Below are 18,425 nucleotides of genomic sequence, written 5' to 3' on the forward strand. Positions count from 1 at the left end.
TGCGAGAGCTCCGGCGGGACACCGACCCGGACCCGCCGCCGAGCAGCTGCGCGCCGACCTGGACCAAGCCCACGAGCACCGCCGGACCGGTCAGACGCTCAGCCTGGCCGCCGGCGCCCGACCTCGTACAGCACCAACAGGAAACGGCGCCCGAAACCACAAGAGGTGGCTCCGGGCGCCGCTTCGACTGCAGGCCCCGTGCTCACACGAGGAGGCTTGCGGTCGTCAAGCGGCCTGACCGAATCCGGCGGCGGTCAGCTCCTGTTCGCGCAGCAGTGTGAAGTCGACGTCGGGTTCCGGGTCGTACGCGTCGGGCCGGACGCCGAGTTCGCGGGTGCTGTACTCGCCGGACCGGTTGATGTGCTCGGTCAGGTACGGCGAGATGTGCGCCAGGTCTTCCGGGTCGGTCTCCCCTCCCTCCTCCAGCAGCTGCCGCACGATCTCCGCGACGTCCGGGGCATTGTGGAAGATCACCGCGTTCGTGAGCGGGGCGACGGCGGCGTACACCTGGGATCAGCGGTCCCCGGGCTCATCGAGGAGCCCGGCGTCATGGGCGAGCAGCGCGATCTGCACCCGGTTGTTGAGACCCAGTTTGGCCAGGATGCGGGAGACGTGGGTCTTGACGGTGGCCACGCTCATGTAGAGCTCGGCGGCGATGTCGGCGTTGGCCAGGCCCCGGCCGACCGCGACGGCGACCTCGCGTTCGCGGTCGTTGAGGTCCGCGACACGCTCACGTGCGCGCGTGCGCCGCGTGTCGGCGGCGGCACCGGCCGCGTGCGCCATCAACTGCCGCGTGACCGCGGGCGACAGCACGGGATCGCCGGCCGCGACCCGGCGCACCGCGGCGACGATCTCGGGGGGCGGGGTGTCCTTCAGGACGAAGCCGGCGGCGCCCGCACGGAGCGCGCGCAGCACCTGCTCGTCGGCGTGGAAGGTGGTGAGCACCACGACCTGCGGGGCCTCCTCGCGCCGGCGCAACGACTCGGTGGCGGTGAGACCGTCCACCACCGGCATGCGGATGTCCATGAGGACGACGTCCGGCCGGGTCCGGTCGACGAGCGCCTCGACCTCGCCGCCGTCGGCGGCCTCGCCGACGATCTCGATGTCGTCCGCGCCGCCCATCATGAAGGACAGCCCGGCCCGCACCAGCGGGTCGTCGTCGACGAGGAGCACTCTGATCGCAGTCATGGCGCGTACGTAACCACGGTCGCGCGGAGCGGGGAAACGCGGACCGGACGATTCCGGATCACCCCCACGGCAACCGTGCCCGCACCCCGAACCCTCCGTCGGACGTGGGCCCGTGCTCCAGGGTCCCGCCCGCCAGGACCGCCCGCTCGGCGAGGCCGATCAGCCCCTGACCGGCGCCGGGCACGTGCGGCACGTCCCCCTCCGGCGCGGGGTTGCGCACGGTCACGGTGAGGCCCTCCCCCGGGCCGCCGGCGACCGATACGGTGACCTCCGTGCCGGGGGCGTGCTTGCGGGCGTTGGTCAGGCCCTCCTGGACGATCCGGTAGGCGGTGCGGCCCACGGAGGCGGGGACCCCGGCCGGGTCGGCGACCCGCCGGTCCAGGACGACCTCCACACCGGCCTGCCGGGACTCGGCGACCAGGGTGCCGAGCGCCGCGAGCGTCGGCTGCGGCCGGCCCGCGTCGTCGGAGTCACCGGCCCGCAGCACGCCGATGATCTCCCGCAGGTCCTGCAGCGCCTCGTGCGCGCTCTCCCGGATGACGCCGGCCGCCCGCGCGACGTCCTCGCGCGGGGCGTCGGGCCGGAACTCCAGCGCGCCCGCGTGCACGCTCAGCAGCGTCAGCCGGTGCGCGAGCACGTCGTGCATCTCCCGCGCGATGGCCTCCCGCGCGAGCCGCTGCGCCTGCTCGGCCCGTAGCCGCGCCTCGGTCTCGGCCCGCCGCGCCCGGTCCCGCAGGCTCAGCACGAGCTGCCGCTTGGACCGTACGAACATGCCCCAGCCGACGATCGCGCCCACCAGCACCACGAGGAGGACCAGCGAGGCGAGGTACGGCAGGTCGGGATCGGGTCGCCACCAGAAGTACAGCGGGGTCAGGGCCACGTGGACGCCGCCCACCCACGCCACGTACCGGAAGGGGCGGTGCACGGCGAGCGCGAACAGGGCGATGAGCGCCGCGCCGCCGGAGGTCTCCGAGACGAAGCTGACCGGGACCGTCGCGACGGCCAGGGCGAACGGCCACCGCCTGCGCAGCCAGACGGCGGCGCAGGACAGCGCGCCGAGCACCTGGTCGGCGGTGACCAGCCCGGGAGGGAGGTCGTGGTTGTCGCTGAGCGCCTCGGCGCCCAGCAGGCTCACCCCGACGGCCAGCAGGAAGCAGGCGAAGTCGACGACCCAGTCCCGCACGGTGCGCCGGGGCCGCCGCCCGGAGCGGGCCGCGTCGGGGGCGAGTTCGTGGACGAGGGCGGACGGGAAGAACCACCGGCGCCCCGCGAACACCGGGGCGGTCTGCGCCGTCTTGTCACCAGTCACGGTCGACGAATCTATGCGGGGAACACCCCCGGCACGGCCCCGCGGGCGGATCTCCTACCGAAGTCGCGGCAGCGCGGACTTTCGGTGCTCCGGCCGGAGCGAAGCGCCGCCTTCCGTCGGGGAGGGACCGCCCCGCGGCCGATGCGGGCGGGGGCGGGGCGGGGCGAGGGTCGGCGGCATGAAGCAGTTGCTGAAGGTTCTGGGTTTCCTCGCCGTGGTGCAGGGGGTGGCCGGTCTGGTGACCCGGTTCACCGACTGGAACTGGGGACTGGTGCAGCGGATCGGATTCCTCGACGGCTACGAGATCTACGCGAGCATCGCCCTGCTGGTGCTGGGCGGCGCCCTGTTCGCCACCGCGGAGAGCCGGAAGCCCGGCTGAACCGCCGGCCGGGCGGCGGCGTCCACCGGCGCGGCCGCTGTCAGGCGTTCTCCGGGAACTCGTACGAGCCGTACTCGGGACGGCCGGAGAAGTCGTAGGTCTGGACGGACACGCCCGCGGCGGTGATCTCTCCGCCGGTGTGCCGGAAGGCGCTCGGCATCGAGCCCTCCGGGAACAGGCGGCGCCCGGCGCCGAGGACGACCGGGAACGTCAGCAGGTGCAGGGTGTCCACCAGGTCGAGCGCGAACAGGGACCGGGCGAGGGCTCCGCTGCCGTGCAGCTGGAGCTCGCCGTCGGTGTGCTCCTTGAGGGCGGTGACCTCCTCGGAGAGGTCCCCGCGGAGCACGGTGGTGCCGGCCCATCCGGGATCGGTGAGGGTGGCGGAGGCGACGTACTTCGGCAGCGCGTTCAGTTTGCCGGCGACCGGGTCGGCGGGGTCGGTCATCTTCGGCCAGTACGAGGCGAAGATGTCGTACGTACGACGGCCGAGGAGGAAGGCGCCCACGCGGGAGAAGACCCCGCTGACGAACCGGCCGAAGTCCTCGTCGCCGTAGGGGACGCTCCAGCCTCCCTGCTCGAAGCCGCCCCTGGTGTCCTCCTGGGGGCCGCCGGGGGCCTGGTGGACGCCGTCGAGGGTGACGAAGGCGGTCACTACGAGTTTGCCCATGACGGGTTCCTGCCTTCCGGTGCGGGGGGCGTGTCGTCATCAGCTCAGACCCCGGCGGGAGCCGCAACTCATCGACGGTGCGGCAGGTCGACGTCCGTTCGCCGCCAGCGTGCCGGGGGCGGGGGCGCTGGGATGGACGCATGACGACAGACACATCGGTGAAGAACCTCGAGAAGACCCTGCTCGGCAAGGTGGCGTTGGTGACCGGCGGCAGCCGCGGGATCGGCGCGGCGACGGCGCTGCGGCTGGCACGGGAGGGCGCGGACGTCGCGGTGACGTACGTGAACGGCCAGGAGGCGGCCGGGGACGTCGTACGGGCCGTGGAGGCGCTGGGGCGCCGCGCGGTGGCCCTGCGCGCGGACGCCGGCGACCCGCAGGAGGCGCCCGGGGCGGTGGACGCCGCCGCGCGGGAGCTGGGCCGGCTCGACGTCCTGGTGAACAACGCGGGGATCGGCGTGCTCGGGCCGGTGGAGACGCTGTCCCCCGCCGACGTCGACCGGGTGCTCGCGGTGAACGTGCGGGGCGTCTTCCTGACCTCCCGGGCGGCCGTCGCCCGTATGACGGACGGGGGCCGGATCATCACCGTCGGCACCTGCATGACCCAGCGCGTGCCCGGTCCCGGCGGCACGCTCTACACGATGAGCAAGTCGGCGCTGGTGGGTCTGACCAAGGCCCTGGCACGGGAGCTGGGCGGGCGCGGGATCACGGCGAACATCGTGCACCCGGGCCCGGTCGACACGGAGATGAACCCGGCGGACGGACCCCACGCGTCCGGCCAGGCGGCGATGACCGCACTGGGGCGCTTCGGCGCGGCGGAGGAGGTGGCCCACACGATCGCCCACCTGGCGGGGGCCGCGTACGTCACCGGTGCGGAGTTCTCGGTGGACGGCGGACACGCGGCCTGACTCCCGCCCGTGGGGCGGCGCGCCGGGCCAGTCTGTTCCGTAAAGTTCGTCTGTTCCGTAAAGTTCTCCGTCTCGGTGATCACGACGTCGTGACACCCGGGGCGCGGGGCACGCGGCGTGACATCCCCCGTGCGTCCCGCGCGGGGCGCACCGGCCGTCGACGGCGCCGGCGCGCCCCGCGCGCTCCCGGTGGGTCGGCCGCCCGGTTCCCGGTGGTGGGCCGCCAGGGCGGTCGCCCCGCACGGTCCGGGCCCGCGGACACCTCCGGACGATTCCATGAGGTGGAACTGAATTTCCACTCAGCAGAACGTGGCTGCGCGCCAGCGGAGGGGGGTCGACCGGCCGCCGGGTAGGCTTCTGCCCTTCCCGCCAGGCCTCGAAAGGAACGCGCCGTGCCGACGTCCAGCGCCAGCACCACCGGCTCCGCCCGGTCCGCCGCCAGTGGCGGTGTGCAGTCCCTCGAGCGCGCCTTCGACCTGCTCGAACGGATGGCGGACGCGGGCGGCGAGGTCGGTCTGAGCGAGCTGTCCGCGAGCAGTGGGCTGCCCCTGCCGACCATCCACCGCCTGATGCGCACGCTGGTCACCTGCGGCTACGTACGCCAGCAGTCCAACCGTCGCTACGCGCTGGGCCCGCGGCTGATCCGGCTCGGCGAGTCCGCCTCCCGGCTGCTGGGCTCCTGGGCGCGCCCGCACCTGGCCCGCCTGGTGGAGGAGACCGGCGAGACGGCGAACATGGCGCTGCTCGACGGGGACGAGGTCGTGTACGTGGCGCAGGTGCCGTCGAAGCACTCCGTGCGGATGTTCACCGAGGTCGGCCGGCGCGCCCTGCCGCACTCCACCGGCGTGGGCAAGGCCCTGCTGGCCGGCTTCCCGCCGGAGGAGGTACGGGCGCTGCTCGGCCGTACCGGCATGCCCGCCGCGACGGACAGGACCATCACCACGCCGGACGGCTTCCTCGCGGCCCTGGAGGACGTGCGGCGCCTCGGCTACGCGATGGACGACAACGAGCAGGAGATCGGCGTCCGCTGCCTCGCCGTACCGGTACCGGACTCCCCCACGGCGGCGGCGATCTCCATCTCGGGCCCGGCGGGGCGGGTCACGCAGACGGAGCGGATCGTACCGGTGCTCCAGCAGGTCGCGGCGGAGCTCTCCGAGGCGCTCACCACGCCGGGCGCCGCCCCCACCGCCTGAACGGGGCGCGCGTCAGACGCGTGGTGACGGGCCGAACAGGTCCACCGCCTCCCGCAGTTCGCGCACGCCCTGCCCCAGCGCGCTCACCGAGCCGATCGCACCCGCGACCAGCAGCAGGGAGCGGCGCAGCCGGGCAACCTCGGGGTCGTCGGCCGCGGCCAGGCCGGCCAGCGCGGCGAGTTCCTCCTCCGCGATGCTCCGTTCCCGGAAGTCCCCGGGGTGGGCTGCGAGTTGGCGGCGCAGCCGGGACACGGCGGAGCGCAGCCCCGCCACTCGTGGGTCCACCTGACTACCGGGCACACACCTCTGCTCCACGCTGTGCGACACGGTCCTCCCCTGGCACGTCGTCGTGCGCCTCCCCGGCCGGCCGCGGCGCCCCGCCGACCGGTCGCGCCAGTAAACGCCACCCCGGCCCCCTCGCGCCAGCCCGCTGCGTCATCGAATTGCTCCGCAGCGTGACGAAGCGGCTCCGGGCGCCCGTCCGGAGCCGTCCCGATACCCCGCGACGGGTTGCGGTATGCAGGAGGCATGACGGACAACGGAGACCGGACCGTGGGGTTGCTGCTGGCGGCGGGCGGCGGGCGGCGGCTCGGCGGGCGGCCCAAGGCGCTGCTCGGGCACCGGGGACGGCCGCTCGTGGAGCACGCGGCGGAGGCGCTGCGCGCGGGTGGCTGCGCGCGGGTGCACGTGGTGCTCGGCGCGCGGGCGGACGAGGTGCGCGCCCGCGCCCTCCTGCCGGACTGCGTCCTCGTCGACAACCCCGCGTGGGAGCAGGGCATGGGCGCCTCCCTGCGCGCCGGTCTCGCCTCGCTGTCCGGGACGGGCGCGCGGGCCGCGCTGGTCTCGCTGGTCGACCAGCCCGGGATCGGTCCGGAGGCGGTCGCCCGGGTGCTCGGCGCCGTCCGCTCCCCCGAGTCGCTCGCCGCGGCCGCCTACGACGGCGTGCGCGGCCACCCGGTGCTGCTCGGCGCCGCCCACTGGGCCCCGGTCGCCGCGGCCGCGACCGGCGACCGGGGCGCGCGCGCCTATCTGAGGGAGCACGCGGAAGTGCTCACGCTCGTCGAGTGCGGTGACGTGGCCGAGGCGTACGACATCGACACCGAGGCGGATCTGACGCACCTCGAATGAAGCGGGGTGCCGAGGGGCACCGGGCGCCGCCTCCACCGGTCCCGGGCCCCGGCGGCAGCAGAACAGTGAACCTCCGCCATGAGGAAACCACTGCCCCTCGACCGGAAGTGCCCGGCTTCCCTGCAGGTGCCGTCCTCGACAACGGCGAGCGGGTCGCCGCCGAGCCGGTCCGCGAGGCCGCGGCCGGGAAACCGGCGGCCGCCGCCGCGGAGGCCGACGAGGAGGCGTCCGCGAACGGCGACGGGCAGCAGGCGCACGACCTGCCGCTGGAGCTCTCCCCCGACGAGGGCTGCGCCGGCTTCCTCACCCTGTCGGCGTACGTGCGGATCGAGGGCTGCTCCCTACGTGTCCGAACCGCCCAGGTGCACCGACCAGTCCTGGGCCGCCGCCGGCCTGCCGTGCAGGTCGGGTACCCGCTTCAGCCAGTCGGGGCGTCCCCGCTGCGTCCTCGCCGCCCGCCGGGCGTTCTCCTCGGCGAGCTCGTCCGGGCCGGGGAAGTCGGTGGGCAGCCACGCCCCGGACGTCCGCACGCGCGCGTGCAGGTAGGTCACGTACGCCTCGCGGACCTCCTCGGGCGTGGCGAAGCGGGGGTCGCCGGCCAGCCAGTCGTCGGGGACCTCGGCGGTGACGGACCGCAGCAGCTCCTCGGTCACCTTCGGCGCGAGTTCGGCGTCGGCGGCACGCACGTCGGGTCCGTAGTGGCCGAGGGCGTGATGACGGAAGTCGTACGCCCTGCCCGGGTCCGAGCCCTCCCAGCGGTGGTGGAAGACGAGCGCGGCCCCGTGGTCGATGAGCCACAGCCTGGGCGGCGCGACCCCCCGTGTCGGCCACACCATCAGGTTGGAACTGTGGACGGTGCGGTCCACGTTCACGGTGAGGGCGTCGAGCCAGACGATCCGCCCGGCCTCCAGCGGGTCGACGGGGAAGACCTGGGCGACCTCGGGGGTGAAGTCCCGCGCGCCCGGCAGATAGTCCATGCCGAGATTGACTCCGGCGCTGGCGGCGTGCAGCTCCCGCACCTCCTGGTGCGGCTCGCCGTCCGCCACCGCCGGGTCGAAGTGCACCAGCACCAGCTCGGGGAACCGCAGCCCGAGGGCCCGGGCCAGCTCCCCCACGATCACCTCGGCGACCAGCGCCTTGCGCCCCTGGGCCGAGCCGGTGAACTTGACGACGTACGTGCCCAGGTCGTCGGCCTCGAAGACGCCGGGCACGGAGCCGCCCTGACGCAGCGGCGTGACGTAGCGGGTGGCGGTGACCTCGGTCAGCATGTCCCGAACCCTACCCGCGGCCTTCGGTCAGTCCGCGTGCTGCCGCAGGAGCACGAGTTCACGGTTCACCTCCCTGAGGAACCGCACGATCACCGTCAGCTCCTCGGGGGTGAAACGGCCGCGCGCCGCGTCGGTGCTGTGCGCCAGCGGCCGGAAGTACTCCCTGGCCAGGCCCCTGGCCTGCGCCGCGTACTCCAGGTGCACCACACGCCGGTCGCCGGACGCCCGGACGCGCCGGATGTGGCCCGCCCGCTCCAGGCGGTCCAGGCACGCGGTCACCGCTCCGGACGTGAGGTTGAGCTGTCTGCGCAGGCGGCCGGGTGTCATGGGCTCGTCCGGCGCGTCGGCGTCGGTGTCCGCGCCGGCGTCCAGGATCGCGATCAGGGCCTGCATGTCGGTGGGGTGCAGGCCCTGCGCGTGCGCGAACTCCTGGGCGATGCGGTTGAACTCGCCGTTCATCCGGCGAAGCTGGACGGCGAAGGACTGCAGCCCTGTCGGGTCGTCCGCCTGGGAAGGGGGCGAGGGGGTACCGGAACCGCTCATGTCGGCCAGTATAGAATCACTCGATGATTGAGATACTTAACCGTTGACTCATTCCTTCGGCTCCTGGGGATCCACATGAAGAACGCACCGAGCCGGGCCCGGTGGCTCGTCCCGCTCGCCCTGCTGATCGTCTGGCTGGGCGTCGGCGGGACGCTCGGGCCGTACGCGGGCAAGCTGGGCGAGGTGGCCACCAACGACCAGGCCGCCTTCCTCCCGCGGAGCGCCGAGTCCACCCGGGTGCTCGATGCCCAGAAGGCGTTCGACCGGTCCGAGACCATGCCGGCCGTCGTGGTCTGGACGACGGACGGCGGCCGGGTCACCGAGGCCCAGCAGGCCGCCGCCTCGGACGCGGTCGGCGCCCTCGCCGGCGGCGCCGGTGTCGTCGGCCGGCCCTCTCCGGCGCTGGTCTCCGAGGACCGGGAGGCCATGCAGGCCGTCGTACAGCTCGAGCCCGACCTGGGCGACGAACTGCCCGGGGTGCTGGAGGAGGTGCGCCGGGCGGCGGACGGCGTGTCCGGGACCACGGCGCGGATCGCCGGCCCGGCTGCGAGCCAGGCCGATCTGTCGGACGCGTTCGCGGGCATCGACGGACTGCTGCTGGGCGTGGCGCTCGGCGCCGTCCTGCTGATCCTGCTGCTGGTCTACCGGAGCGTCCTGCTGCCGTTCCTGATCATCCTCGGCTCCGTCTTCGCCCTGGGGCTCGCCTGTGCCGTCGTCTACGCGCTGGCGGACCGGGACGTGGTGCGGGTCGACGGCCAGGTGCAGGGCATCCTCTCGATCCTCGTGATCGGCGCTGCCACCGACTACGCCCTGCTCCTCTCGGCCCGTTTCCGCGAGGAGCTGGCCGAGCGCGACGACCGGTACGCGGCCGCGCTGACGGCCGTGCGCAGGTCCTTCGGCGCCATCACGGCGAGCGCCGCCACCGTGGCGCTCGCGCTGCTGGCCCTGCTCGCCAGCGACCTCACGAACAACCGCGCCCTGGGGCCGGTCGGCGCCATCGGCATCCTGTGCGCGGTGCTCTCCACCCTCACCTTCCTGCCGGCCGTGCTGGCCCTGCTGGGCCGGGCCGCGTACTGGCCCGCCCGGCCGAAGGCGTCGGACGCGTCCGTGGAGGGGCACGGCGTATGGCGCCGGGTCGCCGCGGTCGTGGACCGCCGGCCGCGCCGGGTGTGGCTGCTGACCGCGCTGGTCCTCGCCGTCCTCGCCGCCTTCTCCCCCTCCCTGTCCGCCAAGGGGGTGCCGCTCGACGAGATCTTCGTGAACGACGCGCCCTCGGTCACCGCCCAGAAAACGCTCGGCGAGCACTTCCCCGGCGGGTCCGGGAACCCGGCCGTCATCATCGCCGACGCCGACCGCGGCGCCGAGGTGACGGCCGCGGCGCGCGGGACCGAGGGCGTGGACTCGGCCGGTGCCGTCTCCGCCTCGGGGCGGCCGGGGGCCGGTGAGCCGCTGGTCGTCGACGGGCGCGTCCGCATCGACGCCACCCTCGAGGACGCGGCGGACAGCGACGCCGCGAAGGAGACCGTCGAGCGGCTGCGCGAGAACGTGCACGCGGTCTCCGGAGCCGACGCGCTGGTCGGCGGCTACACCGCCCAGCAGTACGACACCCAGCAGACCGCCGCCCACGACCGCGCCCTGATCGTCCCGGTCGTGCTCGTCATCATCCTGCTGATCCTCGTCCTGCTGCTGCGCTCCCTGCTCGTGCCCGTGCTGCTGGTCGCGACCGTCGCGCTCAACTTCCTGGCGACCCTCGGCGTCTCGACGCTCGTCTTCGAGCACCTGCTCGGTTTCAGCGGCACGGACGCGTCCGTCCCGCTGTACGGGTTCGTGTTCCTGGTGGCCCTCGGCGTCGACTACAACATCTTCCTGATGTCCCGGGTGCGGGAGGAGGCTCTCGTGCACGGCACCCGGCGGGGCGTGCTGCGCGGGCTGACCACGACCGGCGGGGTGATCACCTCGGCCGGTGTGGTGCTCGCTGCGACGTTCGCCGCGCTGATGGTCATCCCCCTGGCCTTCCTGGTGCAGATCGCCTTCATCGTGGCGTTCGGCGTGCTGCTCGACACGCTCGTGGTCCGCTCGCTGCTGGTCCCCGCGCTGGTGATCGACATCGGGCCCCGGGCGTGGTGGCCCGGGGCCCTGGCCCGCGACGGCGCGGGCCGTGCGCCGTCGCGGGCGGAGCGGAGCTGAGTCACCCGCCGGCCAGCGGATTGGGCAGCGGACGGTAGCGGGCGTCCGCGCCGTCCGCCGCGGTCCAGCGCAGCAGGAGGTTGGTCTTGGCCGGGAGGGTGGGGGCGGTGAGGAGGGCGGGGACCTCGGGGAGGTCGTGCCGGGCCAGCTCGCGGCGGAGAGCGGGCCAGGGGTCGAGGCCGGGGTGGTGGTCGGCGAGGGCGGCGGCGACCTCCATGAGGTGGTTGACGACCAGGCAGTAGACCAGGCGCTCCCAGCCCGCCTCCCGCGAGACCGCGGACAGCAGTTTCACACCCTCCGCGTCCCGGTACAGGGCCCGTACCGGGACGCCGTCGGGGTCCATGGCGACGAGCGTGTTCTGCAGGTGGGCCTCCAGGACGACGCCGTGCCCGCCGAAGGCCTCCAGGGCCGGGGGGACCACCCGCGACAGGTAGGCCTCCCACCAGGCCGCCGGCCGCGCGGTGGCGGCCAGCGGGTTGCCGTCGAAGCCCTCCACCAGGGCCGCGGCCAGGTACGGGGCCGCGCCGGGCGGGAGGTGACCGCGCAGGCCGTCGCGCACGACCACGGCCAGTTGTTCGTACGCGAAGTCGGCGGTGCGGTGCCCGCGGTCGCTCTGCCAGACCGCGTCCGACCCGGCGAGGGCGTCGCGCACGGCCGTGTCGGTCGCCCGGAGCTTCAGCAGGTCGTGGCGCCACAGCCGGCGGACGTCGTTGGTGATGCGCACGTCCAGGCTGAACTTCAGGAACAGGTCGCGCTCGGGCGCGTACACGGTGCGGACCGCCGCCGTGGGCCACACCGGGAAGGCGGTCGTGCCCAGCCGGACCAGGCGGCCGTCGGCGAAGGCGGGGGCGAGGTCCCGGGCCGCGAGGTCCAGCTGCCAGGGGTGTGCGGGCAGCAGGCGGTAGCCGGGCGGTGCGGTGCCCAGGCCGTCGAGGGCCGTGGTGTCGCCCTCCTCCACCACCGTGTCCTCGCGCAGTCCCAGCAGTGCCAGCGGGAAGCGGGCGTGCGCCTCGGGCGCGTACGGCAGCCAGGCCGGCGCCGGGCCGCCGCCCCGCGCCTTGGGGGCGGGGTGGTGGGTGTGGCCGGTGACGAGGGCCTGCTCGGAGCGCAGGTACGGGTCGTCGGGCGGCGTGGCCCGGGCGCGTGCGGCGAGCAGCGCGGCCACCGCCTCCCGGCTGTCGAGCATCTCGGCGGGCAGCTCGTGGTTGGGCGAACCGGTGTGCCGGCGCAGTTCCTCGGCGACGAGTTCCACCAGCTCCGTGTGGCCGAGACGGTGCCAGGCGCCCGCGACGTGGACCTCGGGGTCACGGGGACGCCTGGTGCCGCGCACCCGCAGCAGGCGGCCCGTGCCGGGCAGGCGGTACGTCGCGTGCGCCCCCGGTCCCGGTATGCACTGCGCCACTTCGCGCAGCAGGCAGTTCAGCAGCGGCACCGCCGCGTACGCGTCGGCGCGGCGGGCCGCGTCGTCCGCGGGCGGGGGGATGGGGTCCACGCGTTCCTCTGGTTCCTTACGGTCTGTCCAAACGGAGACGATCAGTATGTCTGTCGTCGTCCGCCTCCACGTCCCGTCCCGTGCGTCACCGAGGAGCCCGCCCGTGCACCGTCCCTCCACCGCCGAGGCCGAGATCGCCGACGAGCTGGCCGTCGTGCGGCCCGCTCTCGTGCCCCGGTACGCCGACGAACTGCCCGGCGCCCGCGCGGCCGTGCTGACCCGGCTGTGGCGCGGTCTCGCGCACGAGCCGCTGCCGTGGATCGTCCGCCGGGAAGCGGGCCGCGAGGGGCTCGTCCTGCGGCTGGCCGACGGCCGGCGGCTGTACGGCCCGCACGCGGATCCGTACGCGACCGGCGCGTACGTCACCGCCGTACGGCTGGACAAGGCGGCGTACGCCGATCCGGCGCGGCTGATGACGGAGCTGGCCGTACCTCACTCGGCGGCGTTCGCCGCCGAACTGGGGCCCAGCGCAGCGTCGTTGGCGTTGTCCCGGGCGGGTCGGCGAAACCACGCGGCGAAGTGGCCCGTCCAGGGCTGGCAGTGGGAGCAGCGAGTGGTCGCCGGGCATCCGTTCCACCCCAACTGCCGTTCCCGGCCGGGATTCTCGGTGGCCGAGCAGCTCGCCTACGGGCCCGAGCACGGGCCGGTCGTGGAGCTGGGGCTGGTGCCCGTGCCGGAGGCCGGGTGCGTGGTGTCGGGGATCTGGCCGCAGTGGCTGCGGGAGCCGGGGCGGCTGGTGGTCCCGGTGCATCCGTGGCAGGCCGCGCACGTGCTGAAGCGGACGGGCGGGGAGCGGCTCCCGGCGCATCCGCTGATGGCGCTGCGCACCCTCGCGCTGCCGGAGGGGCCGCACGTCAAGACGGCGCTGAGCGCCCGGCTGACGTCCTCGGTGCGGGACATCTCGCTCGGTTCGGTGGCCGCGTCTGCGGTGCTGTCGGACTTCGGGGAGGCGGTGGCGGCGCGCACGGGCGGGCTGCTGCACATCACCCGCACGCTGGGCGCGGTGGCGGCCGGATCCCCCGATCTGGCGGCGGTGCTGCGCGAGTCGCCGGAGGAGTACGCGGCGGCCGGGGAGCGCGTCGTCCCGGTGGCGGCGCTGGCGACCACGGAACTGCCCGGCTCCCCCGCCTGGTCGAGCCGGTTCGCACGGCTCGCGCTCACGGTCGGACTGCGGCTGCTGGAGCTGGGGGTGGCCCTGGAGGCGCACGGCCAGAACCTGCTGGTGGTGCTGTCGCCGGACGGGGACCCGGTGCGGCTGGTCTACCGCGACCTGGCCGATCTGCGGGTCAGCCCCGCCCGCCTCGCGCGGCACGGCGTCCCGCTTCCCGGGCGGTTGCCCGCGCGCATGGTCACGGACGACGAACGCACCCTGCGGCGCAAGCTGTTCGGCTCGCTGGTGGCCGGTGCTCTGGCGGGGACGGCGGGATCGGGACCGGCGCTGCGGGCGGCCCTGGAGAGCGCCGTACCGCATCTGCCGCGCACCCCGGACCTGACCGCCCTGCTCGACGGGCCGCTGCCGGCGAAGGCGCTGACGCTGATGCGGCTGTCACCGCGGGCGGCGGGGGACCAATGGGCGGAACTGCCCAATCCACTGCGGTACGAGTCCAGGTGACGTCCCGTTTTGGAGCATGACACCTCTGATCAATAGGATCCGCCGATGATCAGAAGAAAACGGCCGGTGGCAGGCGCCTGTGCCCTGCTCGCCGCACTGACGGCCGGGCTCGCCTTCCCGGCCGGGGCGGCCGCCGGTGAACCCACGGGCCAGGACGCTCCGAAGGTGAACCTCCTCCTCGATGTGAGCGGCTCGATGCGGGCCACGGACATCGACGGGCGGTCCCGGATGGCGGCGGCGAAGCAGGCGTTCAACGAGGTGCTGGACGCGACGCCGGAGGAGGTCGAGCTGGGCATCCGCACCCTGGGCGCGAACTACCCCGGCGACGACCGCAAGGAGGGCTGCAAGGACACCGCGCAGCTCTACCCGGTCGGCCCGCTGGACCGCACCGAGGCCAAGACGGCGGTGGCCACGCTCGCCCCGACCGGCTGGACCCCGATCGGCCCCGCCCTGCTGAAGGCGGCCGCCGACCTCGACGGCGGCGACGGCTCCAAGCGGATCGTGCTGATCAGCGACGGCGAGGACACCTGCGCCCCGCTCGACCCGTGCGAGGTGGCCCGGGAGATCGCGGCCAAGGGCATCGGCCTGACCATCGACACCCTGGGCCTGGTGCCGAGCGCGAAGCTGAGCCGGCAGCTCAGCTGCATCGCCGAGGCGACCGGCGGAACCTACACCTCGATCGAGCACCAGGACGAGCTCACCGACCGGGTGAACGAGCTGGTGGACCGCGCGGCCGAGCCCGTGGTGACGCCGGTGGCCACCCAGGGCGCCGGCTCGTGCGCCGAGGCGCCGGTGCTGGAGTCCGGTCTTTACACCGACCGTGAGGAGTTCGGCCAGCAGCGCTGGTACCGCGTGGAGCTGCTGTCGGGGCAGGAGCTGCGCGCCTCGGTGAGCGTGGCGGCGGACCGCGCCGTGCACCCGGACCACGGCGTGCTGTTGCGGGCCGTCACCGTGCACGACCGGGAGATCGTGCGCGGCGAGGCGGCCGGCAACGGCCGTACGGACGTGCTGTCCACCGGGCTGCGCTACCCGAAGCCCGAACGGGACGACGAGGGCGACAAGCCCGCGGCCGAGACCGTGTGCCTGGCGGTGACCAACTCCTTCTCGGCGGACTCCGGGGTGAAGACCACGCCCGGTCTTCCGCTGGAGCTGACGGTCGACGTCGTGGACGGCCCGGACGGCGCGGACGACGTGGCCTCCTTCGGTCTCGGCCGGGGCTGGTGGCTGCTCGGCGCGCTGGTCCTCACCGGCTTCCTCGCCGGTCTCGTCTGGGGCTGGCTGTCACGCTGGCGGTTCGCCGTCTGGAGGACCAACTGATGCGCACCCTACGGGTACTGAGTGCCGCACTGCTGACGCTCGGGCTGGCCGCCGCCCCCGCCGCGGCCGACTCCTCACCGTCCCCCGGCGCATCCGGCGACGACGGGGCGCCCACCCGCGCGGGCACCTCGTTCCGCACGGCGACGGAGGTCGAGCAGGGGCGGACCGCCACCGCGCGCGCCTCCACGGGCGACTACCTGTACTGGTCGTTCCCGGCGGACGCCGGGCAGCGCCCCACCGTCCACGCGACGGTGAGACTGCCGGAGAGCCACGCGGCCGAGACCTGGCAGATCGACGTGTACGACGGTCTGCGCCGCCGCCAGGCCTGCCAGTACGGCGCGCAGACCCGCACCGCCGGGGCGGACACGCCCTCGGTGGAGCTGGAGTGCGTGCTGCGCACGGTCCGCGCCTGGTCGGAGCCGTGGGCGAACGACCCGCTGCCGGGCACGTACTACGTCCGGCTCACGGCGCTGCGGCTGTCCACGGCCGACCTGGGCCAGCCGGTGGACACCGAACTGCGGGTGGAGTCCAAGGACATGGGCGGCGCGGCGGCGGTGGACGGCGTGCTGTCCGAGCCGCTGGTGCCGGGCATCGCGACGCGCACCGAGGCCGACGAGGACGACGACTCGCCGTCCGCCGTGCTGGCCGGTCTGGAGCCCGAGGACGGCTGGACCTCCGGCTGGTGGTCCGACCGCTGGGTGTGGACGGCGGCGGGCGGCGTCCTGGCCGCCCTGGCGGGCGTCGCCGGCTACCGGCTGACGCGGGGGTCCGGGCGTCCGCCCGGGGTGCCGCCGACCGCGTGACGTCCTTCCGGAAGGCCCGCCCCGTGCGGGCCTTCCGCCTTTCGTCTCAGGTGTCACGCAGGGCCTTGGCCAGCGTGCCGTCGCCCGTCACCCCGACCCGTCCCGCGCGGACCGCGTCGGCCAGGGTCAGTTCGCCGCGGCCGATCGCCGTGCAGGTGTCGGTGTCCAGCAAGAGCAGGGCGTCGGGCTCTCCGGGGGCGGGGCCGTCGCCGTACACGGGACCGTCCCCGGCGCCGACGTGCAGGTGGAACCTGCCCTCGTCCAGGCGGACTTCGACCAGGCCCTCACCTTCCAGGGCGCGCAGCAGGGGCAGTGCGAACCAGTGGGCCCGCACCGCGTCCGTGGGGCGCCGCTCGCCCAGTTCGGCCTCGCCCCAGGCGCCGAGGGACTGGAGAACGGGCAGCAACGCCCTCCCGCGCGGGGTGAGTTCGTAGACGTACGCCGCTCCGGGCGGGGACAGCCGGCGGCGGGTGGTGAGGCCGTCGCGCTCCATGTCCTTGAGCCGGGAGGCCAGTACGTCCGTGCTGACGCCGGGCAGGTCCGCGTGCAGGTCGGTGTAGCGGCGCGGCCCTGCGAGGAGTTCCCGGACGATCAGCAGGGTCCAGCGGTCGCCGACGACGTCGAGCGCGCGGGCCGCGGAACAGTACTGGTCGTAGCTTCGACGTGGTGACATGCGACGCAGTCTAGACATGTTGTTGGACTTTCCAAGCTCCCACTTGGTAAAACCAAGCAACACGAGAATCCGGAGGGACGCATGGAGTTCCGGCAGTCGAGCAAACTCAGCGAGGTCTGTTACGAGATCCGCGGTCCGGTGATAGAGCACGCCGACGCGCTGGAGGAGGCGGGGCACAGCGTGCTGCGCCTGAACACCGGCAACCCGGCCCTGTTCGGTTTCGAGGCGCCGGAGGAGATCGTCCAGGACATGATCCGGATGCTCCCGCAGGCACACGGCTACACCGACTCACGCGGCGTGCTCTCCGCCCGCCGCGCGGTCGCCCAGCGCTACCAGACCCTGGGTCTGGAGGTCGACGTGGACGACGTCTTCCTCGGCAACGGCGTCTCGGAGCTGGTGTCGATGGCCGTGCAGGCCCTGCTGGAGGACGGCGACGAGATCCTCGTCCCCGCACCCGACTTCCCCCTGTGGACCGCGGTCACGACCCTCGCGGGCGGCAAGGCGGTCCACTACCTGTGCGACGAGCGGGCCGACTGGTACCCGGACCTGGACGACATGGCCGCGAAGATCACGGACCGCACCAAGGCCGTGGTCGTCATCAACCCCAACAACCCCACCGGCGCGGTGTATCCCAAGGAGGTCGTCGAGGGCATCCTCGACCTCGCCCGCCGCCACGGCCTGATGGTGCTCGCCGACGAGATCTACGACCAGATCCTCTACGACGACGCCGTGCACCACTCGGCCGCCGCGCTCGCCCCCGACCTGGTCGTCCTCACCTTCTGCGGCCTGTCCAAGACCTACCGCGTGGCGGGCTTCCGCTCCGGCTGGCTGGTGGTCACCGGCCCGAAGCAGCACGCGAAGGACTACCTGGAGGGCCTGACCATGCTGGCCTCCATGCGGCTGTGCGCCAACGCGCCCGCCCAGTACGCCATCCAGGCCGCGCTCGGCGGGCGTCAGTCCATCCGCGAGCTCACCGCGCCCGGCGGGCGGCTGCGCGAACAGCGGGACGTGGCCTGGGAGAGGCTGAACGAGATCCCCGGCGTGAGCTGCGTGAAGCCGAAGGGCGCGCTGTACGCGTTCGCACGGCTGGACCCCAAGGTGCACAGGATCCACGACGACGAGAAGTTCGTCCTCGACCTGCTGCTGAGGGAGAAGATCCAGGTCGTCCAGGGCACCGGCTTCAACTGGCCGTCCCCCGACCACTTCCGCATCCTCACCCTCCCCCACGCGGACGTCCTGGAGACGGCGATCGGCCGGATCGGGCGGTTCCTGAGCGGATACCGGCAGTAGGCCTCGCGTCGTGGAGACGGGGGCGACGGTCCCCGTCAGCGGATGTCGTGGCCGGGGTGGGTCCGGTCGTAGGCACGTCGCGCCTCGGCGACGGCCCCGCGGTGGGCCAGGGACCAGTCGGCGAGTGCCTTGACCAGATGGGTCAGGCCGGCCCCCGTCCCGGTGAGGCGGTAGTCGACCTGGGCCGGGACCGTCGGGTACACGGTGCGCAGCACGAGGCCGTCACGTTCGAGCCTGCGCACCGTCAGGGTGAGCATGCGCTGGGAGATGCCCTCGACGGCACGCTGGAGTTCACGGAACCTGCGGGGTCCGCCCGCCAGTTCGACGATCACGAGCACCGACCACTTGTCCCCGATGCGGTCCAGGACGTCGCGGATGCCGCAGTCGGGGTGGTCCTCTCGTCCACAGGGGTCGAGTTCGGCGGGGGTGGTGGTTACCCCTGTGTGCGTGAGTGACATCGGAATGCCTTCT

The 18,425-nt window shown here is 73.9% G+C and carries 19 protein-coding genes; 9 read left to right on the forward strand and 10 right to left on the reverse strand.

What is annotated here, in order from left to right; all coding sequences use genetic code 11:
- Positions 1 to 225: 225 nt before the first annotated feature.
- Genes KYY02_RS10205 through KYY02_RS10215 form a run of 3 tightly spaced genes read right to left on the reverse strand, consistent with a single transcriptional unit; the run spans position 226 to position 2,497 of the window.
- A complete protein-coding gene (locus KYY02_RS10205) occupies positions 226 to 507 on the reverse strand; it encodes a Tn3 family transposase (RefSeq protein ID WP_371237429.1) in 282 nt (93 codons plus the stop codon).
- Between the two features lie 6 nt (positions 508 to 513).
- Positions 514 to 1,188, reverse strand: coding sequence for a response regulator transcription factor (locus KYY02_RS10210; RefSeq protein ID WP_371237431.1), 675 nt, complete (start codon positions 1,186 to 1,188; stop codon positions 514 to 516).
- A 58-nt stretch (positions 1,189 to 1,246) separates the two neighbouring features.
- Entirely contained in the window at positions 1,247 to 2,497 is a 1,251-nt protein-coding gene (locus KYY02_RS10215; protein WP_371237432.1) for a sensor histidine kinase, read from the reverse strand.
- 178 nt (positions 2,498 to 2,675) lie between these two features.
- Here KYY02_RS10215 and KYY02_RS10220 point away from each other — a divergent pair, with 178 nt between their 5' ends.
- On the forward strand, positions 2,676 to 2,876 hold the full coding sequence (locus tag KYY02_RS10220) for a hypothetical protein (RefSeq protein ID WP_371237434.1): 201 nt from the start codon (positions 2,676 to 2,678) through the stop codon (positions 2,874 to 2,876).
- Between the two features lie 40 nt (positions 2,877 to 2,916).
- On the opposite strand, the gene KYY02_RS10225 is transcribed toward KYY02_RS10220, so the two are convergent.
- Positions 2,917 to 3,543: a dihydrofolate reductase family protein gene (locus KYY02_RS10225; RefSeq protein WP_371237436.1), complete on the reverse strand. Its 627-nt coding sequence runs from the start codon at positions 3,541 to 3,543 to the stop codon at positions 2,917 to 2,919.
- Positions 3,544 to 3,683: 140 nt separating this feature from the next.
- Here KYY02_RS10225 and KYY02_RS10230 point away from each other — a divergent pair, with 140 nt between their 5' ends.
- Both KYY02_RS10230 and KYY02_RS10235 read left to right on the forward strand, forming a co-directional pair.
- Positions 3,684 to 4,448 (forward strand): SDR family NAD(P)-dependent oxidoreductase, encoded by a 765-nt coding sequence (locus KYY02_RS10230; RefSeq protein ID WP_371237438.1) that lies wholly within the window; start codon positions 3,684 to 3,686, stop codon positions 4,446 to 4,448.
- Positions 4,449 to 4,840: 392 nt separating this feature from the next.
- Positions 4,841 to 5,641, forward strand: a complete 801-nt coding sequence (locus KYY02_RS10235) for an IclR family transcriptional regulator (protein WP_371237439.1) — start codon at positions 4,841 to 4,843, stop codon at positions 5,639 to 5,641.
- A gap of 12 nt (positions 5,642 to 5,653) precedes the next feature.
- Here the strand turns inward: KYY02_RS10235 and KYY02_RS10240 are convergent, their stop codons facing one another.
- Positions 5,654 to 5,941 (reverse strand): DUF5955 family protein, encoded by a 288-nt coding sequence (locus KYY02_RS10240; protein WP_371237440.1) that lies wholly within the window; start codon positions 5,939 to 5,941, stop codon positions 5,654 to 5,656.
- Positions 5,942 to 6,169: 228 nt separating this feature from the next.
- Between KYY02_RS10240 and KYY02_RS10245 the strand changes: the two genes are divergently transcribed.
- Positions 6,170 to 6,769, forward strand: a complete 600-nt coding sequence (locus KYY02_RS10245; RefSeq protein WP_371237441.1) for a nucleotidyltransferase family protein — start codon at positions 6,170 to 6,172, stop codon at positions 6,767 to 6,769.
- Positions 6,770 to 7,110: 341 nt separating this feature from the next.
- Here KYY02_RS10245 and KYY02_RS10250 read toward each other — a convergent pair whose 3' ends face one another.
- Positions 7,111 to 8,037, reverse strand: a complete 927-nt coding sequence (locus KYY02_RS10250) for a HipA family kinase (RefSeq protein ID WP_371237443.1) — start codon at positions 8,035 to 8,037, stop codon at positions 7,111 to 7,113.
- 27 nt (positions 8,038 to 8,064) lie between these two features.
- Positions 8,065 to 8,580 (reverse strand): MarR family winged helix-turn-helix transcriptional regulator, encoded by a 516-nt coding sequence (locus KYY02_RS10255; protein WP_371237445.1) that lies wholly within the window; start codon positions 8,578 to 8,580, stop codon positions 8,065 to 8,067.
- Positions 8,581 to 8,655: 75 nt separating this feature from the next.
- On the opposite strand from KYY02_RS10255, the gene KYY02_RS10260 reads away from it, so the two are divergent.
- On the forward strand, positions 8,656 to 10,767 hold the full coding sequence (locus tag KYY02_RS10260) for an MMPL family transporter (protein ID WP_371237446.1): 2,112 nt from the start codon (positions 8,656 to 8,658) through the stop codon (positions 10,765 to 10,767).
- Between the two features lies 1 nt (position 10,768).
- Here KYY02_RS10260 and KYY02_RS10265 read toward each other — a convergent pair whose 3' ends face one another.
- Positions 10,769 to 12,259, reverse strand: a complete 1,491-nt coding sequence (locus KYY02_RS10265; protein WP_371237448.1) for an IucA/IucC family protein — start codon at positions 12,257 to 12,259, stop codon at positions 10,769 to 10,771.
- 103 nt (positions 12,260 to 12,362) lie between these two features.
- Between KYY02_RS10265 and KYY02_RS10270 the strand changes: the two genes are divergently transcribed.
- Genes KYY02_RS10270 through KYY02_RS10280 form a run of 3 tightly spaced genes read left to right on the forward strand, consistent with a single transcriptional unit; the run spans position 12,363 to position 15,991 of the window.
- The gene (locus KYY02_RS10270) at positions 12,363 to 13,871 is read left to right on the forward strand and encodes an IucA/IucC family protein (protein WP_371237449.1); all 1,509 of its coding nucleotides are present in this window, start codon (positions 12,363 to 12,365) and stop codon (positions 13,869 to 13,871) included.
- A 45-nt stretch (positions 13,872 to 13,916) separates the two neighbouring features.
- Positions 13,917 to 15,188, forward strand: a complete 1,272-nt coding sequence (locus tag KYY02_RS10275; protein WP_371237451.1) for a VWA domain-containing protein — start codon at positions 13,917 to 13,919, stop codon at positions 15,186 to 15,188.
- Positions 15,188 to 15,991, forward strand: a complete 804-nt coding sequence (locus KYY02_RS10280) for a hypothetical protein (protein WP_371237453.1) — start codon at positions 15,188 to 15,190, stop codon at positions 15,989 to 15,991. The genes KYY02_RS10275 and KYY02_RS10280 overlap by 1 nt, the downstream gene beginning before the upstream one ends.
- A gap of 46 nt (positions 15,992 to 16,037) precedes the next feature.
- Here KYY02_RS10280 and KYY02_RS10285 read toward each other — a convergent pair whose 3' ends face one another.
- Positions 16,038 to 16,664 carry a winged helix-turn-helix transcriptional regulator gene (locus KYY02_RS10285; protein ID WP_371237454.1) on the reverse strand — a complete coding sequence of 209 codons (627 nt, stop codon included), beginning with the start codon at positions 16,662 to 16,664 and terminating at the stop codon, positions 16,038 to 16,040.
- Between the two features lie 81 nt (positions 16,665 to 16,745).
- Between KYY02_RS10285 and KYY02_RS10290 the strand changes: the two genes are divergently transcribed.
- Positions 16,746 to 17,954, forward strand: coding sequence for a pyridoxal phosphate-dependent aminotransferase (locus KYY02_RS10290; RefSeq protein ID WP_371237455.1), 1,209 nt, complete (start codon positions 16,746 to 16,748; stop codon positions 17,952 to 17,954).
- Positions 17,955 to 17,989: 35 nt separating this feature from the next.
- Here KYY02_RS10290 and KYY02_RS10295 read toward each other — a convergent pair whose 3' ends face one another.
- Positions 17,990 to 18,412: a winged helix-turn-helix transcriptional regulator gene (locus KYY02_RS10295; RefSeq protein WP_371237457.1), complete on the reverse strand. Its 423-nt coding sequence runs from the start codon at positions 18,410 to 18,412 to the stop codon at positions 17,990 to 17,992.
- Between the last annotated feature and the right edge of the window lie 13 nt (positions 18,413 to 18,425).

The sequence above is a fragment of the Streptomyces pimonensis genome (assembly GCF_041380215.1).
Classification (GTDB): Bacteria; Actinomycetota; Actinomycetes; order Streptomycetales; family Streptomycetaceae; genus Streptomyces; species Streptomyces pimonensis.

Bases quoted from the DNA above. Each gene is read 5' to 3' on its own strand.
- KYY02_RS10210 (WP_371237431.1), bottom strand. From the start codon at position 1,188: ATGACTGCGATCAGAGTGCTCCTCGTCGACGACGACCCGCTGGTGCGG.
- KYY02_RS10220 (WP_371237434.1), top strand. From the start codon at position 2,676: ATGAAGCAGTTGCTGAAGGTTCTGGGTTTCCTCGCCGTGGTGCAGGGG.
- KYY02_RS10225 (WP_371237436.1), bottom strand. From the start codon at position 3,543: ATGGGCAAACTCGTAGTGACCGCCTTCGTCACCCTCGACGGCGTCCAC.
- KYY02_RS10230 (WP_371237438.1), top strand. From the start codon at position 3,684: ATGACGACAGACACATCGGTGAAGAACCTCGAGAAGACCCTGCTCGGC.
- KYY02_RS10245 (WP_371237441.1), top strand. From the start codon at position 6,170: ATGACGGACAACGGAGACCGGACCGTGGGGTTGCTGCTGGCGGCGGGC.
- KYY02_RS10250 (WP_371237443.1), bottom strand. From the start codon at position 8,037: ATGCTGACCGAGGTCACCGCCACCCGCTACGTCACGCCGCTGCGTCAG.
- KYY02_RS10255 (WP_371237445.1), bottom strand. From the start codon at position 8,580: ATGAGCGGTTCCGGTACCCCCTCGCCCCCTTCCCAGGCGGACGACCCG.
- KYY02_RS10260 (WP_371237446.1), top strand. From the start codon at position 8,656: ATGAAGAACGCACCGAGCCGGGCCCGGTGGCTCGTCCCGCTCGCCCTG.
- KYY02_RS10275 (WP_371237451.1), top strand. From the start codon at position 13,917: ATGATCAGAAGAAAACGGCCGGTGGCAGGCGCCTGTGCCCTGCTCGCC.
- KYY02_RS10280 (WP_371237453.1), top strand. From the start codon at position 15,188: ATGCGCACCCTACGGGTACTGAGTGCCGCACTGCTGACGCTCGGGCTG.
- KYY02_RS10285 (WP_371237454.1), bottom strand. From the start codon at position 16,664: ATGTCACCACGTCGAAGCTACGACCAGTACTGTTCCGCGGCCCGCGCG.
- KYY02_RS10290 (WP_371237455.1), top strand. From the start codon at position 16,746: ATGGAGTTCCGGCAGTCGAGCAAACTCAGCGAGGTCTGTTACGAGATC.
- KYY02_RS10295 (WP_371237457.1), bottom strand. From the start codon at position 18,412: ATGTCACTCACGCACACAGGGGTAACCACCACCCCCGCCGAACTCGAC.